The sequence below is a fragment of the Streptomyces sp. NPDC030798 genome (assembly GCF_055572275.1).
In genome coordinates this window covers 501,673-521,455 of sequence record NZ_JBVIDR010000001.1, presented here as the reverse complement: position 1 = coordinate 521,455, position 19,783 = coordinate 501,673, and the positions used below count along the sequence as shown (strand labels likewise).

The following is a 19,783-nucleotide window of genomic DNA, read 5'->3' as shown; positions in this document are numbered from 1 at the left end:
CAAGTCAAGGCTTGTGTCCTGACTGATTAGTTAGTTAGTGTGCGGGAAGATGGACGACGGGGGCCCGCCGAGGGCCGCCCGGCCCGTCCAGAGGCACTCCCCGGGCGGTGACACGGCTCCGACCGTGCATCTCGCACCGCTCCGACCGCTGGTCCGCCCCCGGTTCACCCCTGTCCCCGCCATGCACGGCCTCACGGCCGGCATCCGCACGTGCTTCCCCGCCCACCCCGCACGGGCCACCGAAGCACCCCTGTCCATGCCATCGCCTTCGCCACCGCGTCCAGGAGGCACCCATGAGCGCACGCCGGAGTCTGGTCTGGCTCGGCCTCACGCCGGAGCCCGAGCAGGAACTGCCCGCCGCCGTGGCCGCCCTGCGGGCGCAGTCGGCCGGCGGCCCGCCGTCGGCCCTGGTGGCCGCCGAGCGCCACCGGGTCGAGCGGCTCGTGCTGCGCGGCACCCAGCGCGGCTGGCTGCGCTACCTGCGCGAAGTCACCGACCTGGTCGTCCGGGCCGCCACAGGGGCCGCGGACGCCGATCCCGGTCCGGCGCTGCTGGCCGGCGAGGTCGTCCTCGATCACCACCGCATGCTGATCGGGCTGCCCGGCACCGGCTACGCACGCACCGCCACCCAGCGGCAGGACCTGGAGGGCGCGCTGACACGCCTGAGAGCCCGCAGCCGCCCCACCCGCACCGGCCACCGCGAGCCCTGGAGCACCGTATGACCGGCGTCCACTCCCTCCTCCCCGCGGCACAGCCCGGCCTGCTCGCCCCGCCGGCGCCCGGTGCCGAGCCGTACCGCGGCGCCGAAGACCTCGCGCAGTACCTCGCCGCGGGTGGATACGCGCCGCTTCGCGCGCCGGACGGGCTGCTCGACCGGATCGCAGTCGCCGGACTGCGCGGTCGCGGGGGCGCCGGTTTCCCCGCCGCCGTGAAGCTGCGCGCCGTGCGCGACGCACCCGGGCGGCCCGTCGTCGTCGCCAACGGCGAGGAGGGCGAGCCCGGCTCGGTCAAGGACCGGTGGCTGCTGCGCCACCGCCCCCACCTGGTCCTGGACGGTCTGCGGCTGGCCGCGGCCATGACCGGCGCCGGACACTGCTTCGTCTACCTCTCCGACGCCGTCGCCGCGCAGGCCGTCCGGCACGCCCTCGCCGAGCGGCCCGCCGGCCCGCGCGTCGACGTCGTACGCGCGGACCACACGTACGTGGCCGGAGAGGAGACCGCGGTCGTACGGCGCATCTCGGGCGGGCCGGCACTCCCCACCGCGAAGCCCCCACGCCCGTTCGAGGCGGGGGTCGGCGGCGCGCCCACGCTGGTCGCGAACGTGGAGACGCTGGCGCGGATCGCGGTCATGCACGCGTACCCCGACGCCGCCGCGTCCGTCGCCGGTGCTCATCTGGTGACCCTGTCGGGAACAGGCGGTTCCGCCGCCGCGCTGATGGAGGCGCCCGCCGGTACCCACCTGAAGGTCCTCGCCGACCTGGGCGGACACGGCACCGCCGAAGCGGTCCTGCTGGGCGGCCTGTTCGGTGGCCTCCACGGCCCCGGATGGCCCGACCTGCCGCTCGACCACGACCGTCTGAAGGCGGCCGGTGGAGCGCTCGGCTGCGCAGCCCTGCACTTCCTGCACCGCCAGGACTGCCCCGTCGCCGTCGCCGCCGAGGCCGCCGCGCACCTCGCGGCGCAGAGCGCCCGGCAGTGCGGGGTGTGCGTCTCCGGAACCGGTGCGCTGGCCGGAAGCCTCACGGCCGTCGCGCGCGGCGAGGCGGACGACGACACGGCCGAGAAGCTGCACCGCTGGTCACGCCAACTGCCCGGTCGCGGGGCCTGCGGACTGCTCGACGCGGCCGCCCGCATCGTCGCGACCCTGCTCACCCACTTCCCCGACCGGATCGACGCCCACCGCGCGGCCGGCTGCCCGGCATGCGCGGGCGTGGTGCCCGACGACGCCCGCCGGTTCGCGGTGACCGTGCCCTGACCCGTTCCCCTCCGCAACCGCGCCCTGAAAGGACCCACCGTGAAACTCCTGCTGGACTCCACCCGCTGCCAGGGCTACGGCCTCTGCCAGGAACCCGCGCCCGAGCTCATCGACCTCGACGAGTGGGGGTACGCAAGGATCCGGGTCGGCGAGCCGGCTGCCGTCGACGCCGTCGATGCAGCCGAAGCCGCCGTGGCAGCCTGCCCCAACTCCGCGTTGCGCCTGGTGAAGTGACATGGCACGCGATCTGTCGGCACTCTTCGACCCGGTCTCCGTCGCCGTCGTCGGTGCCAGCGACGACCCCGCCAAGTACGGCCACGCCATCGCCGTCCAGGCCCTGCGCGCGAACGGCCGCCGGCCCGTGCACCTGGTCAACCGGCGCGGCGGCACGGTGCTCGGCCGCAGCGCGGCCCCCAGCCTGAGCGCGATCGGCGAACCCGTCGGCCTCGCGGTGGTCTCCGTACCCGCCGCCGGCTTCGAGGACGCCGTCGACGAGGCCCTCGCGTGCGGCGCCCGGGCCATCGTCGCCATCACCGCCGGCTTCGCCGAGACCGGTGCCGCGGGACGGGACCGCCAGCACGCCGTCGCCGAGCGGGTACGCGCCGCCGGCGCCGTGATGGTCGGCCCCAACTGCCTGGGACTGGCCGACAACACCACCGACCTCTTCCTCGCCTCCGACACCTTCACGCCCGGCGGTGTCGCGCTGCTCAGCCAGAGCGGCAACCTCGCCCTGGAACTCCAGCTCCGCTTCCGCCCGCACGGCCTCGGTTTCTCCCGGTTCGTGTCGCTGGGCAACCAGGCCGACGTCACCCTCGTGGACCTCCTCGCCGACTGCGCCCGGCACGAGGGCACCCGGGCCGTCGCCGTCTACGCCGAGGACTTCGCCGACGGACGCGCCTTCGCGGAGGCGGCCGCCGCGGCCGGCAAGCCCGTGGTCCTGCTCACCGCCGGCCGCGGCGACGCCTCCGCGCGCAGCGCCCAGTCCCACACCGGGGCGCTCACCACCTCCGCCGACGTGGTGGCGGCGGCCTGCCGCGACGCCGGCGTCGAACTGGTCGCCACCCCACGCGAACTCGCCGTCGTCCTGGCCGCGTTGAGCGGGACGCGGCGCGCGGCCGGCCGCCGGGTCGCCGTCCTCACCGACGGCGGCGGCCACGGCGTCATCGCCGCCGACGCCGCCGAGGGCGCCGGTCTGACCGTCCCCGAACTGCACCCGCCGACCCGGGACCGCCTCCGGCGGATCCTCTGGGACCAGTCGGCCGTCGCGAACCCGGTGGACCTCGCTGGCATGGGCGAGCAGGATCCCGGCTCGTACGCCGGGGCCGTCGCCGCGCTGCTGGCGGCCGAAGAGACCGACGCCGTCCTGATGACCGGCTACTTCGGCGGGTACGCGGCCGCCGACGGCGGGCTCGGCGGAGGCGGTACGGCGCTCGCGGAGGGGGAACGGGCCGCCGCCCGGCTCATCGCCGCCCGCCATGAGGCCACCGCGAAACCGCTCGTGGTGCAGTCGATGCATCCCGAGTCGCCCAGCTGCCGCACTCTCGCCGCGGCCGGCATACCGGTCTTCTCCGCCACCGAGGACGCCGCCCGCGCCCTCGCCGCCACCACCCCCGCCGCTCGGCGCACCGGCGTCCCGCCCCTGCCGCCGCCGGACGCACCGCTGACCGAGAGCGGCTACCTGCGGACCCGCAGGGCCCTCGAAGCGGCCGGACTCCCCTTCCCCGCCGCCCGGGAAATCTGCGACGAGGCCCAACTGCTGGCAGCAACCGGAGAGTTCTCCGGGCCGTACGTCCTCAAGGCCCTCCATCTGCTGCACAAGTCCGACGCCGGCGGCGTGGCACTCGGTCTGGCCGGACCCGACGAACTCCTCGCCGCCTTCCGGGAGATGCACGCCCGGCTCGATGCCCCCTCCTACTCCGTGGAGGCCATGGCGGATCTGACCGACGGCGTCGAACTGATCGTCGGCGTCGACCGGGACCCCCGCTTCGGCCCCGTCGCCCTGGTGGGCCTGGGCGGGGTGCTGGCCGAGGCCCTGCACGACGTCGCCTTCGCCCTCGCCCCCGTGCCCGCCGGCCGCGCCCTGCACCTGCTGCGCGGACTGCGCACGGCCGCCCTGCTCGACGGGGTGCGCGGCAGGCCGCCCGTCGACGTTGCCGCGGCCGCCGCCGCCGTGGAGACGATCACGGCGTTCGCCGCCGCCCACCCGGAGATCGCCGAGATCGAGGTCAACCCGCTGCTCGTGCTCCCGCACGGGGTCCTCGCGCTCGACTCCCGCGCCGTACTCGCCTGACCCGTCCCTTCACGCACCGAACCCGAAGAGGCACCGATGGACATGCGCTACACCCCCGAGCAGGCCGGCCTCAAGCGCCGTGCCGCCGACTACGCACGCCTGCTGATGCGGTACGAGGACCAGTCCGAGCAGGCCGGCGGCCCGCTGCCGCAGCCGCTCGTCGCCGAACTGACCCGGGCCGCCATGGACGCCGGCGTCTACGCCATCAACATGCCCGCCGAGTGGGGCGGAGCGGGCCTCGGCCTGCTGGACCAGGTGATCGTGGAGGAGGAGTTCGGCAAGGTGACCAACTGTCTTTGGGACATCCCCTGGCGGCCTGCGAACGTCCTCGCGTACGGCGACGAGCGGCAGCGCGAGAAGTACCTGCTGCCCGTGATCCGGGGCGAGAGGTTCGACGCGTTCGCCGTCACCGAGCCGGGCGCGGGATCGGACCCCTCCGCCGGGACCTCCACGGCCACCCGCACCGACGGCGGCTGGCTGCTCAACGGCGAGAAGTGGTTCGTCACCTGCGGCGACATCGCCGACTTCCTGCTGGTGCAGGCGGACGCCGGGCCGGAACGACTGCCGACGCTCTTCTTCGTCGACAAGCACGCACCCGGCGTCGAGGTGACCCGCGTGCCGCCCTTCATGCACTCCGCGGTCAACGGGCACCCCGAATTCACCTTCACCGACGTCTTCGTGGCCGACGAGGACGTGCTCGGCGGCGTCGGCAACGGCTACGAGCTGACCAAGGAATGGTTCACCGACGAACGCCTGATGATCGCCGCCCGCACCGTGGGCGCCGCCGAGCGCGCCCTGCAACTGGCCCGGGACTGGGCGGTGGAGCGTAAGCAGTTCGGGGCGCCGATCGCCTCGTACCAGCTCATCCAGGGCATGCTCGCCGACTGCGCCGTGGACATCGCGGTCAACCGCGCCTACACCCACCAGGTCGCCTGGGAGGCCGATCAGCCGGGCACCGACCGCAAGACACTGCACGCCAAGGCCTCCACCGCCAAACTCGCCGCCAGCGAGGCCGCCGGCCGGGTCGCGGACCGCTGCCTGCAGATCTTCGGCGGCCGTGGCTACGACCGCACCTACCCCGTCGAGCGCATGTACCGCGAGCTGCGCGTCGACCGCATCTGGGAGGGCACCTCCGAGATCCAGCGGCTGATCATCGCCAACGAGCTGATCAAGCGCGGCACCCGCGCCCTGGCCCTGCCCACGCACTGAACCCGCCCCCTCACCACCGCGAAGCGAGGACCTCCATGGACTTCCGTCTCACCCCGCGCCAGGCACGGCTCAAGGCCGACGCCCGCGCCCTCACCGACGTCATCGCCGCCTACGAGACCGAGTGCGAGGAGAACAACGGCCTCCGGGCCGACGCCCACGCCAAGATCCGTGACGCCGTCCTGGAGGCGGGGCTGCAGGCCGTGAACATGCCCGCCGAGTGGGGCGGCGCCGGTCTCACCATCGCCGAGCAGGTCACCGTGCAGGAGGAGCTGGGACGGCTCACCGGCGCCCTGTGGGACATGGTGTGGCGGCCCGCCAACGCTCTGCGCTGGTGCACCCCTGAGCAGCGCGAACGCTTCCTCGTCCCGGTGATCAGGGGCGAGCGGCGCGACTGCTACGCCGTCACCGAGCGCGGCGCCGGCTCGGACCCGCAGGGCATCGCCACCACCGCGACGAAGAACGACCAGGGCTGGGTGCTGAACGGCGAGAAGTGGTTCGTGACGGTCGGCGACCACGCCGACTTCATGATCGTCCTCGCCGCGGCGGGCCCGGAGCGCGCCCCCACCCTCTTCCTCGTCGACAAGGACACCCCCGGCATCGAGATGACGCGGGTGCCGCGCTTCATGCACACCTTCGTCTACGAGCACCCCGAGTTCACCTTCACCGACGTCCAGGTGAGCGCGGACGCCGTCCTCGGTGGCATCGGCGAGGGGTACGACATCACCCGCTCATGGTTCACCGAGGAGCGCCTGATGATCGCCGCCCGCACCACCGGGGCCGCCGAGCGCGCCCTGGAGCTGGCCCGGGACTGGGCGGTGGAGCGCGAGCAGTTCGGGGCGCCGATCGCCTCGTACCAGCTCATCCAGGGCATGCTCGCGGACAGTGCCGTGGACATCGCGGTCAACCGCGCCTACACCCACCAGGTCGCCTGGGAGGTCGACCACGCCACGGCCGACGACCGCAAGACGCTGCACGCCAAGGCGTCGATCGCCAAGCTCGCGGCGAGCGAGGCCTCCGGCCGGGTGATCGACCGGTGCCTGCAGATCCACGGCGGCCGCGGCTACGACCGCGCGTACGCCGTCGAACGCCTCTACCGCGAGCTGCGCGTCGACCGGATCTGGGAGGGCACCTCCGAGATCCAGCGCCTGATCATCGCCAATGAGCTGATCAAGCGCGGTTCAGGGGTCCTGGACCTGCCCACCGCCTGACGACACCGGCCGCCCCGGCCGGCACGGACCGAAGGGAACTCGGCATGACCGACATCGAACGCATCGGAGTCGTCGGCTGCGGACTGATGGGCGCGGGCATCGCGGAGGTCTGTGCGCGGGCCGGCCTGCCGGTGACCGTGGTGGAACGCGATGCGCAGGCGGCCCGCGCGGGCCGCCTGCGCATCGCCCGCTCGCTCGACCGGGCCACCGCCCACGGCAGGCTCGGCGAGGAACGCCGCGAGGCGGCCGCCGGCCTGATCACCCTGGTGGACCAGATCGAGGCACTCCACGACCGTGACCTGGTCATCGAGGCCGTGGCGGAGGACGAGCGCCTCAAGCTCGACGTCTTCACGCGCCTCGACGCCGTCCTCACCGACGACCGCGCACTGCTGGCGACCAACACCTCCTCCCTCCCGGTCATCCGGCTCGCCTCCGCGACCAGCCGGCCCGGGAACGTCGTCGGGGTGCACTTCTTCAACCCCGTACCGGTGCTGCGCCTGGTCGAACTCGTCCCCTCGCTGCTCACCTCGCCCGACACCCTCGACCGGGCCGAGAGCTTCGTGACCCGCACGCTGGGCAAGGAGGTCGTCCGCACCCGGGACAAGGCCGGTTTCATCGTCAACGCGCTGCTCGTGCCCTACCTGCTGGCAGCGGTCCGCATGGTCGAGTCGGGCAGCGCCGGCGCCGAGGACGTCGACCGCGCCATGGTCCTCGGCTGCGCCCACCCACTCGGCCCGCTGGCGCTGACCGACCTCATCGGCCTCGACACCACCCGCGCCATCGCCGAGTCGCTGTACGCCGAGTTCCGCGAACCCCAGTACGCGCCGCCCCCGCTGCTGTCGCGGATGGTGGAGGCCGGCCTGCTCGGGCGGAAGTCCGGACGGGGCTTCCACAGCTACGACGGAGAGCCACAGTGCCGTGCCACCACCCCGGCGGGGCCGCGGTGAGGGAAAAGGTGAGGGAAGATGGCCACGGCGTAGGGCCAACGAACGAGGGGAGCGCCAGGGTGTCCACCAAGGTGCGCACAGCGGACACGCGCGAGCGCATCCTGACGGCGGCGTGCGAAGTGATCGCCGACATCGGCTTCGAGAAGATCCGCATGCGCATGGTCGCCGAGCGGGCCGGCGTGTCGACGGCGCTCCTGCACTACCACTTCGAGACGCGCGAGAAGCTGTTCACCGAGGCGATGACCCACTCCTTCGCCCATACGGCCCTCGACGTCGAGCGCGACGCGGAGACCGCCCCCGCCGCGGTCGTACTGGCCCGCATCCTGCGCAGCCTGCTGCCGACCGATCCCGAGCTGCACCAGGACTGGCGGCTCTGGCAGGAACTGTGGGCCCGGGCACTGCGCGACGAGACCACCCGCGCCTTCGCCGTGGACCTGTACGCGCAACTGCACGCCTGGGTCGCCGACGCCGTACGGCGCGGCATCGCCTCCGGCGAGTTCACCCCGACCGACGTCGACGACCTGAGCACGCTGATCCTGTCGCTGAGCGACGGCTACGGCATCCGCCTCATGCTCCGCGACCCGACGGTCACCCTGGACACGGCCCTCACGTCCGTCTGGCGCCAGGTCTCCACCGCACTGGGCCTGCCGGACACCCTGCCGACGGACTGATCCTCCTGGTGAGAAGCGTGACGCCGGTCGCTCGTCAGCTCCAGGGCGCAGCAGACAGCCAACTGGTGTCTTGGGCCCATGACGACGACGTGTCCCAGGCGTTGGTACCGCCGTTGCTCGCCACGTAGCCGATTGGCCAGGCCGGCGCGGACCATCTAGGTGGCGTCGCCCCTGTCGGTGGCGGAACTGCTGCTGGACACCGGTGCGATGACGACCTTGTCGTCGCTCGCGTCGTGTTGCAGGTAGTCGCTGGTGCAGCAGGGGGTGGTGGCCTGCAGCGAGACCTTCGCGCCCGGGGTGAAGGGGGCGGTGGTGCCGGTGCTGTAGCCGGCCGCGGTGATGTTGGCCTGGACCGCGGCGTCGGTGGTGTCGGAGGGGTAGCCCTTGACCATGGCGCCCTCGTAGAAGGTGCCCGCGCTCGCGTTGCGGTTGGTCTGGCAGCAGTCGCCGCCGCTGCCGAGGATGATGGCGCCCTGCTTGTGCATCGGGCTCCAACCGCTGGGCAATGCGCCGCTGTAGAGCTGCGTCAGGCTCCCGGACTGGGCGCCCGCGCCCTTGAGCGCCATCCGGGTGGTGCCGTTGTTCTTGAGCATCGCGGTGACGAAGCGGCTGGTCCGGGAGACCTGGCTGGGGTTCCACGCCTTGCTGCCGCCGAAGAACAAGCCGTTCTCCAGGTCCGCCTGCACCCACGGCCCGGTTCCGCTGCAGCCGCCGAACCCGCCTTGGTCTCCACCCTCTTCCCGGGGACGGCACCGTGTACCGCCTCGTCGCCCGCCACAGCGGCAAGGTCGCCGACGTCTCGGGCGCCAGGACCGCCGACAACACCCCCATCCTGCAGTGGCCCTGGCAGAACCACGCCAACCAGAAGTGGACCACCGTCCCGGCCGACAATGGCTACTACAAGATCCGCAACGTCAACAGCGGCACGCTCCTGGAAATCGGCGGACTCTCCCGCGTGAACGGTCAAGGCTCCGACATCTGGGCCGACGCCGACGCACCCCAGCAGCACTGGGCCATCACCCCCGCCGGCGGCGGCTACCACCTCCTCACCAACCGGCTCAGCGGCCTGTCCCTCAACGTCGACAGCGGCTCCACCGCCGACGGTGCCACCATCAACCAGTGGGCCTACACCGCCCTCCCCCAGCAGCAGTGGCAGATCATCCCCTCCTGACAGGCCGGTGCCGAGGCTTTCCGGCAGGGACGTGTCCGCAGGCCGGCGGCGCGCATCGGGAGCGCTCCCTGCGGAAGCGCTCCCCACGGCACGGTCGGTCAGCAGGTCGAGTTGGTCTGGGTCAGGAGGCCGAGCCGCCACGGCAGGAGGTTGTAGTCGCCGCCCGCGCTGGGGTTGACGCCCTGGTAGAGGTACTGGAGCCGGCAGGCGGGGATGGTGAGTGTCTGGTCGTAGCCGGCCCGGATCATCTCGCCGTGGCTGATGTCCCGGGTCCAGGCACCCGAGGGGAAGGAGACGTTGCTCGCCCGCGCGAACGGGTTGCTCTCCGACGCGGCCAGGGGCGTCCAGGAGCCGGCGAGGCTGCCCGAGGACCAGGAGCGGAAGTAGCGGCGGCCGTCCGATCCGACGGCCTCGACGAGCAGCAGATACTGGTTGCTGCCCTGCACCTTGTACACGTTGCTCGCTTCGAACAGGTTGAACTTGGAGTCCTGGGCCGCGATGACGGTGTTGGTGAAGCCGTTCGGGAACTGACCGACGGTCGTCTGGGAGCGGTACAGGTGCCCGTTGTCGTCGGAGGAGAACAGGTAGCAGTTGGCGCTGTCGCAGATCACCCACATGTCGACCCAGTAGCCGTTGCCGATGCTCCGCCGGATGATGTCGGGCATCGACGAGTAGAAGTTGCGCGGTGCGCTCCACCCGTTCGGGTTGCTGATGTCGGGGTTGGTGGAGTACGAGGCGTTGCCGGTCTGGTAGACGAGGTACCACAGGCGTTGCGGCGCGTAGTAGAAGACCTGCGGTGCGGCCCGGTACCCGGACCCGATGGCGGTGCGGTCCAGGTAGTGGTGCGTGGCCGAGGCCGCCTGGGACCAGTCACTGAAGTTCAGGTAGACCAGGTTGTAGCCCGAGGAGCTGGCGACGCTCGCGAACACGTGGTACTTGCCGTTGTACTGGACGACCGTAGGGTCCTTGATCCCGGCGATGTTGTGGGTCGAGTCCGGTTTCGGTGCGATCAGCGGACCGCTGGAGCTCCACGAGTAACGGCTGGGAAGAGCAGCGGCGTCGGCAGCGCTGCGGGTGGCGGCGGGCGTCCCGCCCAGCGTCGTCAGCGCCGCGTTGTACGCGGCCTTCTTGTTGCCGTTGCGGTCGAACAGCAGCGGGTTCTCCGAGGACCGCCAGGAGTCGCTGTCGCGGATGCCCCAGACCGTGATGCCGTTGCAGCGCGCGACGTTCATGCAGGCCCTGACCGTGTTCGCGTACGCGGTCGGCGACGCCTGTGCGATGTCCAGCTCGGTGATCTGGACGTCCACCCCGAGGGCGGCGAAGTTCGACAGCGTGCTCTGGAAACTGGCGGGCGGGCCGCCGTTGCCGAAGTGTGCCTGGAAGCCGACACAGTCGATGGGCACGCCGCGCGCCTTGAAGTCGCGCACCATGCGGTAGACGCCCTGGGTCTTCGCGTCGCTCCAGTTCTCGATGCTGTAGTCGTTGTAGCAGAGCTTGGCGCCCGGGTCGGCCGACCGCGCGGTGCGGAAGGCCTGCTCGACGAAGCCGGTGCCCAGTACGTCCCGGAAGACCGAGCTGCGCATCTGGCCGCTGCCGCCGTCGGCGAAGGCCTCGTTGACCACGTCCCAGGCGAAGACCTTGCCCTTGTAGTGGTTCATCACGGTCGTGATGTGGTTGTTCATCACGCTGCGCAGCGTGTTGGCGTCCCTGATGGAGCTGACCCAGCCGGGCAGCTGGGAGTGCCAGACCAGGGTGTGGCCGCGTACGCGCTGCCCCCGGGACGTCGCCCGGTTGACGATCTGGTCGCCGGGGCCGAAGTTGAACGAGCCGCGGGACCGCTCGGTCGTGTCCCACTTCATCTCGTTCTCGGGCGTGACCGCGTTGAACTCCCGGTCAAGGATCCGGGTGTACGTGCCGTCACCGAGCCGTCCGGCGGCCACGGCGGTGCCGAAGTACCGTCCGGTCTGGGCCGCTTGGGCGCCCAGAGTGGAGGCCTTGACGGCGGTGGGTGCGCCGGTCGCGGTGCCCGGCGTCACCAGGACGGCCGCGGCCAGGACGGCTAAGACCGAGGCTCGGCGACGGCCGAGCCTCTTCAGCGGGTTCATGGTTCTCCTCGTACGGTCGGGTGCGGGGTGCTCCACGTTGTTCGCAATACCGAACCATGCTCGATTTGCCGAGCATCCTGGATGATTGGGGAGCCCTGACGAGCCGTCAATACCTTTCGCATGATTCGGCTGACATCTCGAAACATTCGATCGCAGTGGAAGGGTGAGTCCCCGCTCTCCATGCGGTTCGTGAAGTTCGATTCCTCGTACGGTGTTGATGTGCTGGGGCGCTATCCGATACTCGTGGCAACCCTGATTTCCGAATGTGGACCGAAATTTCGAACCGGCCAGCGGTGAACCACATGGGGCGGCGGCAGGGTCCGCGTCCTCGCCAGAGGGTCAGAGGGGAAGCGGTGAAGGCGACGACTTCACGGCTGCGGCAAGGCGCCATACTCCGGTCGTGGCGGCGCGTTGGGCGCTGTTGTGGCGCAACGCCTATCACCGGTTCCGGGTCGTGGAAGTGGTGGCCGAGTCGGACCACGTCGGTGCGTGTCACCGGCCGCCACCTCCACAGGCTGCCTGCCCGGGCCGGCCAGTTCTGCATCTGGCGGTTCCCCGGGCACCACCACTGGTGGCTGGCGAATCCGTTCTCGCTGTCTGCGGCACCGGACGGCCGTACGCTGCGCCTGACCGCCAAGGCGGTCGGCAGCACCAGCGCCGGCCTGCGGCGTCCCGGTCGGGAGCCGGGCGTTCGTCGAGGGGCCGTACGGGGCATTCACCTCGTTGCAACGCACGCGGCCCGGCGCACTGCTGATCGCCGGTGGGGTGGGAGTACGCCACGCTGCCCGACTACTTCGCGGTCGAACAGGACGCGGTCGGTCGGCTGCTCCGCCGTGATCCGGGACCGGAGGCCGTCGTCGGGGTCTACTCCGACTCCGGCCACAACATCCTCGCCGCCGCTCGCCGTCACGGTCTTCGGGTGCCGCGGGACCTGCTGGTGGCGTGTATCAGCGAGGACCCGGATTACGCGACGACCGCCCCGCCCGTCACCACGCTCAGCCTGCGTCCGGAACGGGTGGGTGCCGAGGCCGTCGACCTGCTGATCGCCGTCATCAACGCCCGCAGCGGTCTGGACCGGCGGCGGCTCGTGCAGCCCATGCTGATCCCTCGTCGGTCCACGCGGCGTGCGGTGCGACGGAAGGAGGACACACCGTGAGGGCATCGGAGCCCGGCCTCCGGCCCAGCCGTCCACAGCCGGACCGGGCCAGGGCCGCCGGCGCGCCCCCCTTGCTCGTGTCTAGAAGAAGCCCAGCTTCTTCGGCGAGTACGACACCAGCAGGTTCTTGGTCTGCTGATAGTGCTCCAGCATCATCTTGTGCGTCTCCCGGCCGATCCCCGACTGCTTGTAGCCGCCGAACGCCGCGTGTGCTGGGTAGGCGTGGTAGCAGTTGGTCCAGACGCGGCCCGCCTGGATCGCGCGGCCCGCGCGGTAGGCGGTGTTGATGTCCCGGGTCCACACGCCCGCGCCGAGGCCGTACAGCGTGTCGTTCGCGATCTTGATGGCGTCGTCGAAGTCGCCGAAGGAAGCCACCGAGACGACCGGGCCGAAGATCTCCTCCTGGAAGATCCGCATGCGGTTGTCGCCCTCGAAGATGGTCGGCTGGACGTAGTAGCCGCCCTTCAACTCGCCGTCGTACTCGATGCGTTCGCCGCCGGTGAGCACCCTGGCGCCCTCCTGCCGGCCGATGTCCAGGTAGGAGAGGATCTTCTCCAGCTGGTCGTTGGAGGCCTGCGCGCCGATCATCGTGTCCGTGTCCAGGGGATGCCCCGGCGTGATCTGCCGGGTGCGCGCCACGGCCGCCTCGACGAACTCGCCGTAGTGGCCGCGCTGGACCAGCGCCCGGGAGGGACAGGTGCACACCTCGCCCTGGTTGAGCGCGAACATCGTGAAGCCCTCGAGCGCCTTGTCCCGGAAGTCGTCGTCGTGGGCCCACACGTCGTCGAAGAAGATGTTCGGCGACTTGCCGCCCAGCTCCAGGGTGACCGGTTTGATGTTCTCCGAGGCGTACTGCATGATCAGCCGCCCGGTGGTGGTCTCCCCGGTGAACGCCACCTTCGCCACCCGCGGGCTGGAGGCCAGCGGCTTGCCCGCCTCCACGCCGAACCCGTTGACGATGTTCACCACGCCCGGCGGCAGCAGGTCGGCGATCAGGCTCATCCAGTAGTGGATGGAGGCCGGCGTCTGCTCGGCGGGCTTGAGGACGACCGCGTTGCCCGCAGCGATCGCCGGCGCGAGCTTCCAGGCGGCCATCAGGATCGGGAAGTTCCACGGGATGATCTGCGCGACCACCCCGAGCGGCTCGTGGAAGTGGTACGCCACCGTGTCGTCGTCGATCTCGCCCAGCGAGCCCTCCTGCGCGCGGATGGCGCCCGCGAAGTAGCGGAAGTGGTCGATGGCCAGCGGGATGTCGGCCGCCAGCGTCTCCCGCACCGGCTTGCCGTTCTCCCAGCTCTCGGCCACCGCGAGGGGCTCGAGGTGGGCCTGCATGCGATCGGCGATCTTCAGCAGGATGTCGGACCGCTCCGCCACCGACGTACGGCCCCACCTGGGCGCCGCCTCGTGCGCCGCGTCCAGCGCCCGCTCCACGTCCTCCGCGGTACCGCGCGCGATCTCGGTGAACGGCCGGCCGTTGACCGGCGACGGATTCTCGAAGTACTGCCCCCGTGCCGGCGGCACGTACGCACCGCCGATGAAGTGGTCGTAGCGCGCCTGGTAGGAGACGATCGCGCCCTCGGTGCCGGGCGCCGCGTAACGGGTCATGCTGGTCTGCCTCCCGGTGAAGCGCTGCCCGCCGTGGGCAGCTTCCGGCGTGAGGCTAGGCGGACCGACGTTGCACCTACGTTGCGCCGCCCACCGGCGGCTGTGGCTGCCGGTGACCCGTTACGGGCGGACGCGCGCCCGGTACGGCGGGCAGACCGCGCGCGCCCGGTACGGCGGGCAGACCGCGGGCGCCCGGTACGGCGGGCAGACCGCGCGGGGCCGGTACGGCGGGCAGACCGCGCCGGGCCGGTGCCGCCGACAGGCCCAGCTCGGTCTCCAGCGCGGCCAGCCGTGCCCGCACCGGAGCCGAGGGCCGCACCGCCGCCAGGGCCCGCCACACCTCCAGATCGTCCTCGCCCCATGGCGCGTGCGCCCAGTCGGCCAGCAGGTCGGGGTCTCGGTGGGCGATCAGCGCCGTCCGCAGACCGCCGGCCAGACGGGCACGGAGCCGTACGACCGCCGGGGCCTGCGAGCCCGGCAGCAGCGGGCCGGTGTACGCCTCCGCAGCCGCCGTGAGCGCACCCGCCTCCAGCCGCCGCTCCACCACCGTGACGTCGGACTCGACCGCCACCGTCAGCCGGTACGGCCGTGACGCGAGCAGCCCCGTGCCCACCAGCCGCCGCAGCCGGGCCAGTTCCGCCCGCAGCGTCACCGGGGTCACCGACTCGTCCGCGTACAGCGCGCACAGCAACGCGTCGCCGGTCAGCCCCTCGGGATGCCGGGCGAGCAGGACGAGGATCTCGCTGTGCCGGCGGCTCAGCCTGACCCGCCGCCCGCCCAGGTGGAGTTCGGCCTCGTCGCGGCCCAGCGCGCACAGCAGAGCGGTGTCCTCGGCCCGCCGGGGCGGGACGAGCAGCGCCAGCTGCGACTCGGCCGCCCGCGCCACCGCCCTTACGAAGCCCAGGCTGTGCGGATGCGCCAGCCCGTCGCCCCCGGTGATGTCCACCGCCCCGAGGACCCGGCCGGTGTGCGGATCGTGCACCGGCGCGGCGGCACAGGTCCACGGCTGCACCCGCCGTATGAAGTGCTCCGCCGCGAACACCTGCACCGGCCGGTCCACCGCGACCGCGGTCCCCGGCGCGTTGGTGCCCACCGCCGTCTCCGACCAGCGCGCCCCCGGCACGAAGTTCATCCGGTCGGCCCGGCGCCGGGTCGCCGGATGCCCCTCCACCCACAGCAGCCTGCCGTGTGCGTCGCACACCGCGAGCAGATGCTCGCCGTCGGCGGCGAACGTCCCCATCAGCTCCCGGAACAGCGGCATCACCCGGGCCAGCGGGTGTTCGGCCCGGTAGGCGCCGAGGTCGCCGTCGGTCAGCTCCACGCTCGCGGTGCCGTCCGGACCCACACCGGCTCGCGCGCTGCGCCGCCAGGACTCGGCCACCACCGACCGCACCGGGCGCGGCACCGTCCCCGCCCTGGTGAACGTCTCGTGCGCCCGGCGCAGCGCCCGTGCACGCTCGGCAGGGTCGGCCCCCGGCTCCAGGGCCACCCATGGATCGGTCAACTCGTCCTCCCGGGACGGCGCAACGGTTGCGCCCATCGTCACGCGCCGTGCCGGTGCGGACAACCGGTCCGACGCCCGCCTAGGCGAAATTGACCAGTCTGATGTAGCGGACCCAGTCCCAGTAGGGACCGGGATCGGTGTGGTCGGTGCCCGGCACCTGGTAGTGGCCGATGATGTGCTCCCTGTCCTTGGGAATGCCGTAGTGGGCGCAGATCGCCGCCGTCAGCCGGGCGGACTGCTCGTAGAGGGCGTTGGTGAAGTAGCCGGGCTGGTCGTCCCAGCCCTCGTGTTCGATGCCGATGCTGCGGGTGTTGTAGCCCCAGTTGCCCGCGTGCCAGGCGATGTCCGCCTCACGGACGCACTGGGCGACGTGTCCGTCCGCCGAGCGGACCAGGTAGTGCGCGGACACCGCCCTCTCCGGGTCCCGGAAGATGGCCAGGGTGTCGGCGTACGTCTCCTGCGTGACGTGGATGATCACACGGTCGACGGCGTAGGACCCGGGGCGGGAGGAGGAGGTGTAGTTCCCGGAGTACGCCGGCTGCCAGTCGGCCGGCGGGTAGTCGACGGCTTCCCGCGCGCCCGCGCGGGTGCCGGGGAACAGGGCGAAGGGGACGGCGGAGAGGACCGCTCCCTTCAGAACGTGTCGTCTGCCGAGCTGTGGTCCGGGCCGGTGGGTGTCCATCGTCGGCTGCCTTTCGGAAGCGGGTGTGGGGGGTGTCGCATGCCGGTGCGACCCGTACGCCGCCGCGGGCGAGGGGGCCCGGCGCGGCGGTGGGGTCCCCACGGCGGGCAGCCACTCCTCGCGGAGCCCGGTCCCGCACGCGCGGTCGGTGTCGCACACGGCGGCCAACGACCGGGCGTCCGCCGGGGTTGCGAACCGACACGCGTCCAGCCCACACAGTCCGCGGGCGAATGCGCGATGTGGTCCGAGGCCGCATCCGCGGTGGCGGCCGCAGGGTGGGCGTACAAGGCCGGTGCAGGGACTGGGTCTCGGCGTGCATGGCTCCCCCGATGCGTGTCAGCACACTCTCACTCGGCGAGGGTCCGTTCCCTCGCCCGGCGGGCGCACCACCGGGAGAGGACCGGCGGTTGCGCCTCGTGCGAATCACGGTACGGCGCGGGGGAGTTGGGCAGAAGAACGTGCCGCGCATCCGTGGACATCCCACGAACTGTGGACAACTCGGCCACCCGATCGAGTGATCCCGACCTGCCGAAGGAGGCCGTCAGGGCCGTTCCGCCACCGACGCCGGATCGTCGAGCACCGTGCGGACGACCGAGTGGGCGGCGCCCAGCAGCGGGCCCTCGGGGCCCAGCCCGGACACCGCCACCGGGCAGGCCGGCCCCGTCGTACGGCCCGTCAGCTCGGCTTCCAGGGAGGGCAGGAGCCAGGGGGAGAGGCCTGCGAGGGCACCGCCCAGCACGACCGTCTCGGGGTCGAGGAGGTTCACGGCCCCGGTCAGGGCGATGCCCAGGGCCGTACCGGCGTCCTGCAGCGCCCCTCGTACCGCCTCGTCACCCGTCTCTGCCCGTTCCGCGAGCAGTCCGACCAGGTCCTCGCGCGGCTCCAGACCGGCGGCGCGCAGCACCGCCTCCTCACCCGCGTACTGCTCCAGACAGCCGCGCCCCCCGCACGGACAGGCGGGCCCGTCCGGGCGCACCGGCACATGGCCCAGCTCGCCGGCGAAGCCCCGGGTGCCGCGCAGCAAGCGGCCGTCCACGACGACCGCGGCGCCGATGCCGATCTCGGCCGAAACGTGCAGGAAGTCGCGCGGGGTGCCGGTGCCGAGCCACAGCTCGGCGAGAGCGCCGAAGTTCGCCTCGTTGTCCACGGTCAGGGGCAGGCCCCCGGGCAGCAGAGGACCGAGGTCCGCCTCGCGCCAGTCGAGGTTCGGAGCACGCACGACCGTACGGCCGTCCCGGGCCACCAGTCCGGGCACGGCGACCGCGAGCCCGGCGGGCCACAGGCCCTCCCGGTCCGCCTCGGCCACGACCTGGTGGACCAGTGCCGTCAGCTCCTCGATCACCGGCCCGGGAGCCCGGCCGCGGTTCGCGCCGCGCCGCACGGCCCGCGCCCGCAGCGTGCCGCGCAGATCGACCGCGCACACCGCGAGGTGATCGACGCCGATCTCCGCCCCGATGCCGGCCGGACCGCGCCCGCTGACCGCGAGCGCCGAACCGGGACGGCCCACCCGGCCCGGCCGTTCCGGACCCAGCTCCTCCAGCAGCCCCCGGCGGATCAGTTCGTCCACCAGGGTCGACACCGCCGCCCGGGTCAGCCCGATCCGTGAGGCGACCGCGGCCCGCGACAGCGGACCCTCCGCACCGACGGCGTGCATCACCCGGGACAGGTTGCGGCGGCGCATGCCCTGCTGGGTGTCCGGCAGAGACCGGCCGGGGCCGGGCAGGCGGCCGTCGTGCGGCGGTGCGGTCATGCCTCCCTCAGTCCTCGCTGTCGCCGGCCCGGCGTCGGGCCGGGCTCAGTGCGCGTCCGTGGCCCGCTCCAGCAGCGGGGCCGCGTCGGAGAGTACCCCGCTGATCCGGTCGAGCGCCGCCCGGTCCGGCTCCACGGCCTCCAGCACCGGGCCCGCCGCCGTGTTCCAGCGCCGGGCGACCGCGGACGGGTCCTCGCCGGTCAGCAGGCCCGCCGCCTGCGCCGCCGCCCCGAGGGCCACCAGCTCCCCGGCCCGGGGCACCTGGACCGGCCGCCCGGACAGCCGCCGTACCGTCTGCTGCCAGGCGGTTCCGCGAGCCCCGCCGCCGATGAGCAGCAGCGGGGCGCTGCGGTCCGCGTCCTCGTCCAGGACCAGGTCGAGCGCGCCGAGCAGCGCGTGCACCGCACCGTCGTAGGCCGCCTGCAGCAGCTGGCCGGCGGTCGTGTCGTGCCGCAGTCCGTGCAGCAGGCCGGAGGCGTTCGGCAGGTTCGGAGTGCGCTCGCCGTCCAGGTACGGCAGCAGGGTGACGGAAGTGCCGGGCTCGACGGCCTCGCGGTCCAGCCCCAGCAGAGCCGCGACGCGGTCCACGGCGAGGGTGCAGTTCAGGGTGCAGGCCAGTGGCAGCCAGTCCCCGTGCGCGTCGGCGAAGCCCGCCACCGTCCCGGTCGGGTCGGCCGGGCGGTGCCGGGAGACGGCGTACACCGTGCCCGACGTGCCGAGGCTCAGCACCGGCGTGCCCGGCCGCAGTCCGAGGCCCAGCGCCGCCGCCGCGTTGTCCCCCGTACCGGGCGCCACGAGGGTGCCCTTGGAGAACGGCAGGTCGTGACTGTCGCGCACGGTGCCCGCCACCTCCCCCGGCCGCACCACGCGGGGCAGCAGCGCCGGGTCGAGCCCGATGTGCGCCAGCGTCTCCTCGTCGTACGCCTCCGTACCGGACGCCCACCAGCCGGTGCCGGAGGCGTCGCCGCGATCGGTGGTGCCCTGGCCGGTGAGGCGCTCGGTCAGGTAGTCGTGGGGGAGGCGCACCGCCCGGGTGGCGCGGACCGCCTCCGGCTCGTGCTCGGCCAGCCACGCCCACTTCGTCACCGTGAACGACGCCCCCGGCACGCTGCCGGTGCGCTCCGCCCAGGCCTTCGCACCGCCCAGCTCCTCGACGAGCCGGCGGGCCTGCGGCGCCGAGCGGACGTCGTTCCACAGCAGCGCCGGGCGCACCGGCTCGCCCCGCTCGTCCAGGGTGACCAGGCCGTGCTGCTGGCCGCCGATCGACACCGCGGCGGCCTCGTGCGCCGGCTCACCGCACTGGCGCAGCGCCTCGCACATCGCCTCCCACCACTGGCGCGGATCACTCTCCCGGCCCGCACCGGAGGACACGGTGTGGGACGCCTGGCCGCTCGCCACGACCTCCCCGGTCGCCACGTCGACGACCAGCGCCTTCGTGGACTGGGTGGACGTGTCCACACCCACGACGAGCGGACCCTCGGCTGCTGACATCGGGCTCTCCTCTTCCGCG

17 protein-coding genes and 1 pseudogene are annotated in these 19,783 nt (G+C 72.7%); 11 read left to right on the top strand and 7 right to left on the bottom strand.

Going from position 1 to position 19,783, the window contains the following annotated elements:
• The first annotated feature begins 293 nt into the window (after positions 1–293).
• From ACZ404_RS02375 to ACZ404_RS02340, 8 genes are read left to right on the top strand one after another with little or no spacing between them, the layout of a single operon-like run.
• The gene (locus ACZ404_RS02375) at positions 294–722 is read left to right on the top strand and encodes a hypothetical protein (protein ID WP_468435395.1); all 429 of its coding nucleotides are present in this window, start codon (positions 294–296) and stop codon (positions 720–722) included.
• Positions 719–1,975, top strand: coding sequence for an NADH-ubiquinone oxidoreductase-F iron-sulfur binding region domain-containing protein (locus ACZ404_RS02370; RefSeq protein ID WP_468435394.1), 1,257 nt, complete (start codon positions 719–721; stop codon positions 1,973–1,975). The genes ACZ404_RS02375 and ACZ404_RS02370 overlap by 4 nt, the downstream gene beginning before the upstream one ends.
• 39 nt (positions 1,976–2,014) lie before the next feature.
• On the top strand, positions 2,015–2,209 hold the full coding sequence (locus ACZ404_RS02365; protein WP_468435393.1) for a ferredoxin: 195 nt from the start codon (positions 2,015–2,017) through the stop codon (positions 2,207–2,209).
• Between the two features lies 1 nt (position 2,210).
• Complete coding sequence (locus tag ACZ404_RS02360; RefSeq protein WP_468435392.1) at positions 2,211–4,265, top strand: acetate--CoA ligase family protein; 2,055 nt, start codon at positions 2,211–2,213, stop codon at positions 4,263–4,265.
• Positions 4,266–4,301: 36 nt separating this feature from the next.
• Positions 4,302–5,474 carry an acyl-CoA dehydrogenase family protein gene (locus tag ACZ404_RS02355; RefSeq protein ID WP_468435391.1) on the top strand — a complete coding sequence of 391 codons (1,173 nt, stop codon included), beginning with the start codon at positions 4,302–4,304 and terminating at the stop codon, positions 5,472–5,474.
• A 35-nt stretch (positions 5,475–5,509) separates the two neighbouring features.
• On the top strand, positions 5,510–6,682 hold the full coding sequence (locus tag ACZ404_RS02350) for an acyl-CoA dehydrogenase family protein (RefSeq protein WP_468435390.1): 1,173 nt from the start codon (positions 5,510–5,512) through the stop codon (positions 6,680–6,682).
• A gap of 44 nt (positions 6,683–6,726) precedes the next feature.
• Complete coding sequence (locus tag ACZ404_RS02345) at positions 6,727–7,629, top strand: 3-hydroxybutyryl-CoA dehydrogenase (RefSeq protein WP_468435389.1); 903 nt, start codon at positions 6,727–6,729, stop codon at positions 7,627–7,629.
• 59 nt (positions 7,630–7,688) lie between these two features.
• Positions 7,689–8,300 (top strand): TetR/AcrR family transcriptional regulator, encoded by a 612-nt coding sequence (locus ACZ404_RS02340; protein ID WP_468435388.1) that lies wholly within the window; start codon positions 7,689–7,691, stop codon positions 8,298–8,300.
• A gap of 155 nt (positions 8,301–8,455) precedes the next feature.
• Here the strand turns inward: ACZ404_RS02340 and ACZ404_RS02335 are convergent, their stop codons facing one another.
• A complete protein-coding gene (locus ACZ404_RS02335; protein WP_468435387.1) occupies positions 8,456–8,986 on the bottom strand; it encodes an arabinofuranosidase catalytic domain-containing protein in 531 nt (176 codons plus the stop codon).
• Between the two features lie 68 nt (positions 8,987–9,054).
• Here ACZ404_RS02335 and ACZ404_RS02330 point away from each other — a divergent pair, with 68 nt between their 5' ends.
• Positions 9,055–9,471, top strand: a complete 417-nt coding sequence (locus ACZ404_RS02330; RefSeq protein ID WP_468435386.1) for an RICIN domain-containing protein — start codon at positions 9,055–9,057, stop codon at positions 9,469–9,471.
• Between the two features lie 98 nt (positions 9,472–9,569).
• On the opposite strand, the gene ACZ404_RS02325 is transcribed toward ACZ404_RS02330, so the two are convergent.
• A complete protein-coding gene (locus tag ACZ404_RS02325; protein ID WP_468435385.1) occupies positions 9,570–11,576 on the bottom strand; it encodes a glycoside hydrolase in 2,007 nt (668 codons plus the stop codon).
• A gap of 421 nt (positions 11,577–11,997) precedes the next feature.
• Between ACZ404_RS02325 and ACZ404_RS02320 the strand changes: the two are divergent.
• Together ACZ404_RS02320 and ACZ404_RS02315 are read left to right on the top strand one after the other, a co-directional pair.
• Positions 11,998–12,371, top strand: a pseudogene (locus ACZ404_RS02320) (oxidoreductase); the annotation flags it as partial.
• Positions 12,337–12,732, top strand: coding sequence for a substrate-binding domain-containing protein (locus ACZ404_RS02315; RefSeq protein WP_468435384.1), 396 nt, complete (start codon positions 12,337–12,339; stop codon positions 12,730–12,732). The pseudogene ACZ404_RS02320 and the gene ACZ404_RS02315, both read left to right, overlap by 35 nt.
• Before the next feature lie 81 nt (positions 12,733–12,813).
• Here ACZ404_RS02315 and exaC read toward each other — a convergent pair whose 3' ends face one another.
• From exaC to xylB, 5 genes are all read right to left on the bottom strand, one after another.
• Positions 12,814–14,337, bottom strand: a complete 1,524-nt coding sequence (exaC, locus tag ACZ404_RS02310; RefSeq protein ID WP_468435383.1) for an acetaldehyde dehydrogenase ExaC — start codon at positions 14,335–14,337, stop codon at positions 12,814–12,816.
• A 76-nt stretch (positions 14,338–14,413) separates the two neighbouring features.
• Complete coding sequence (locus ACZ404_RS02305) at positions 14,414–15,841, bottom strand: winged helix-turn-helix domain-containing protein (protein ID WP_468435837.1); 1,428 nt, start codon at positions 15,839–15,841, stop codon at positions 14,414–14,416.
• A gap of 79 nt (positions 15,842–15,920) precedes the next feature.
• A complete protein-coding gene (locus tag ACZ404_RS02300; RefSeq protein ID WP_468435382.1) occupies positions 15,921–16,523 on the bottom strand; it encodes an N-acetylmuramoyl-L-alanine amidase in 603 nt (200 codons plus the stop codon).
• A 541-nt stretch (positions 16,524–17,064) separates the two neighbouring features.
• Positions 17,065–18,273: an ROK family protein gene (locus ACZ404_RS02295; RefSeq protein WP_468435381.1), complete on the bottom strand. Its 1,209-nt coding sequence runs from the start codon at positions 18,271–18,273 to the stop codon at positions 17,065–17,067.
• A 45-nt stretch (positions 18,274–18,318) separates the two neighbouring features.
• The gene (xylB, locus tag ACZ404_RS02290; RefSeq protein ID WP_468435380.1) at positions 18,319–19,764 is read right to left on the bottom strand and encodes a xylulokinase; all 1,446 of its coding nucleotides are present in this window, start codon (positions 19,762–19,764) and stop codon (positions 18,319–18,321) included.
• Between the last annotated feature and the right edge of the window lie 19 nt (positions 19,765–19,783).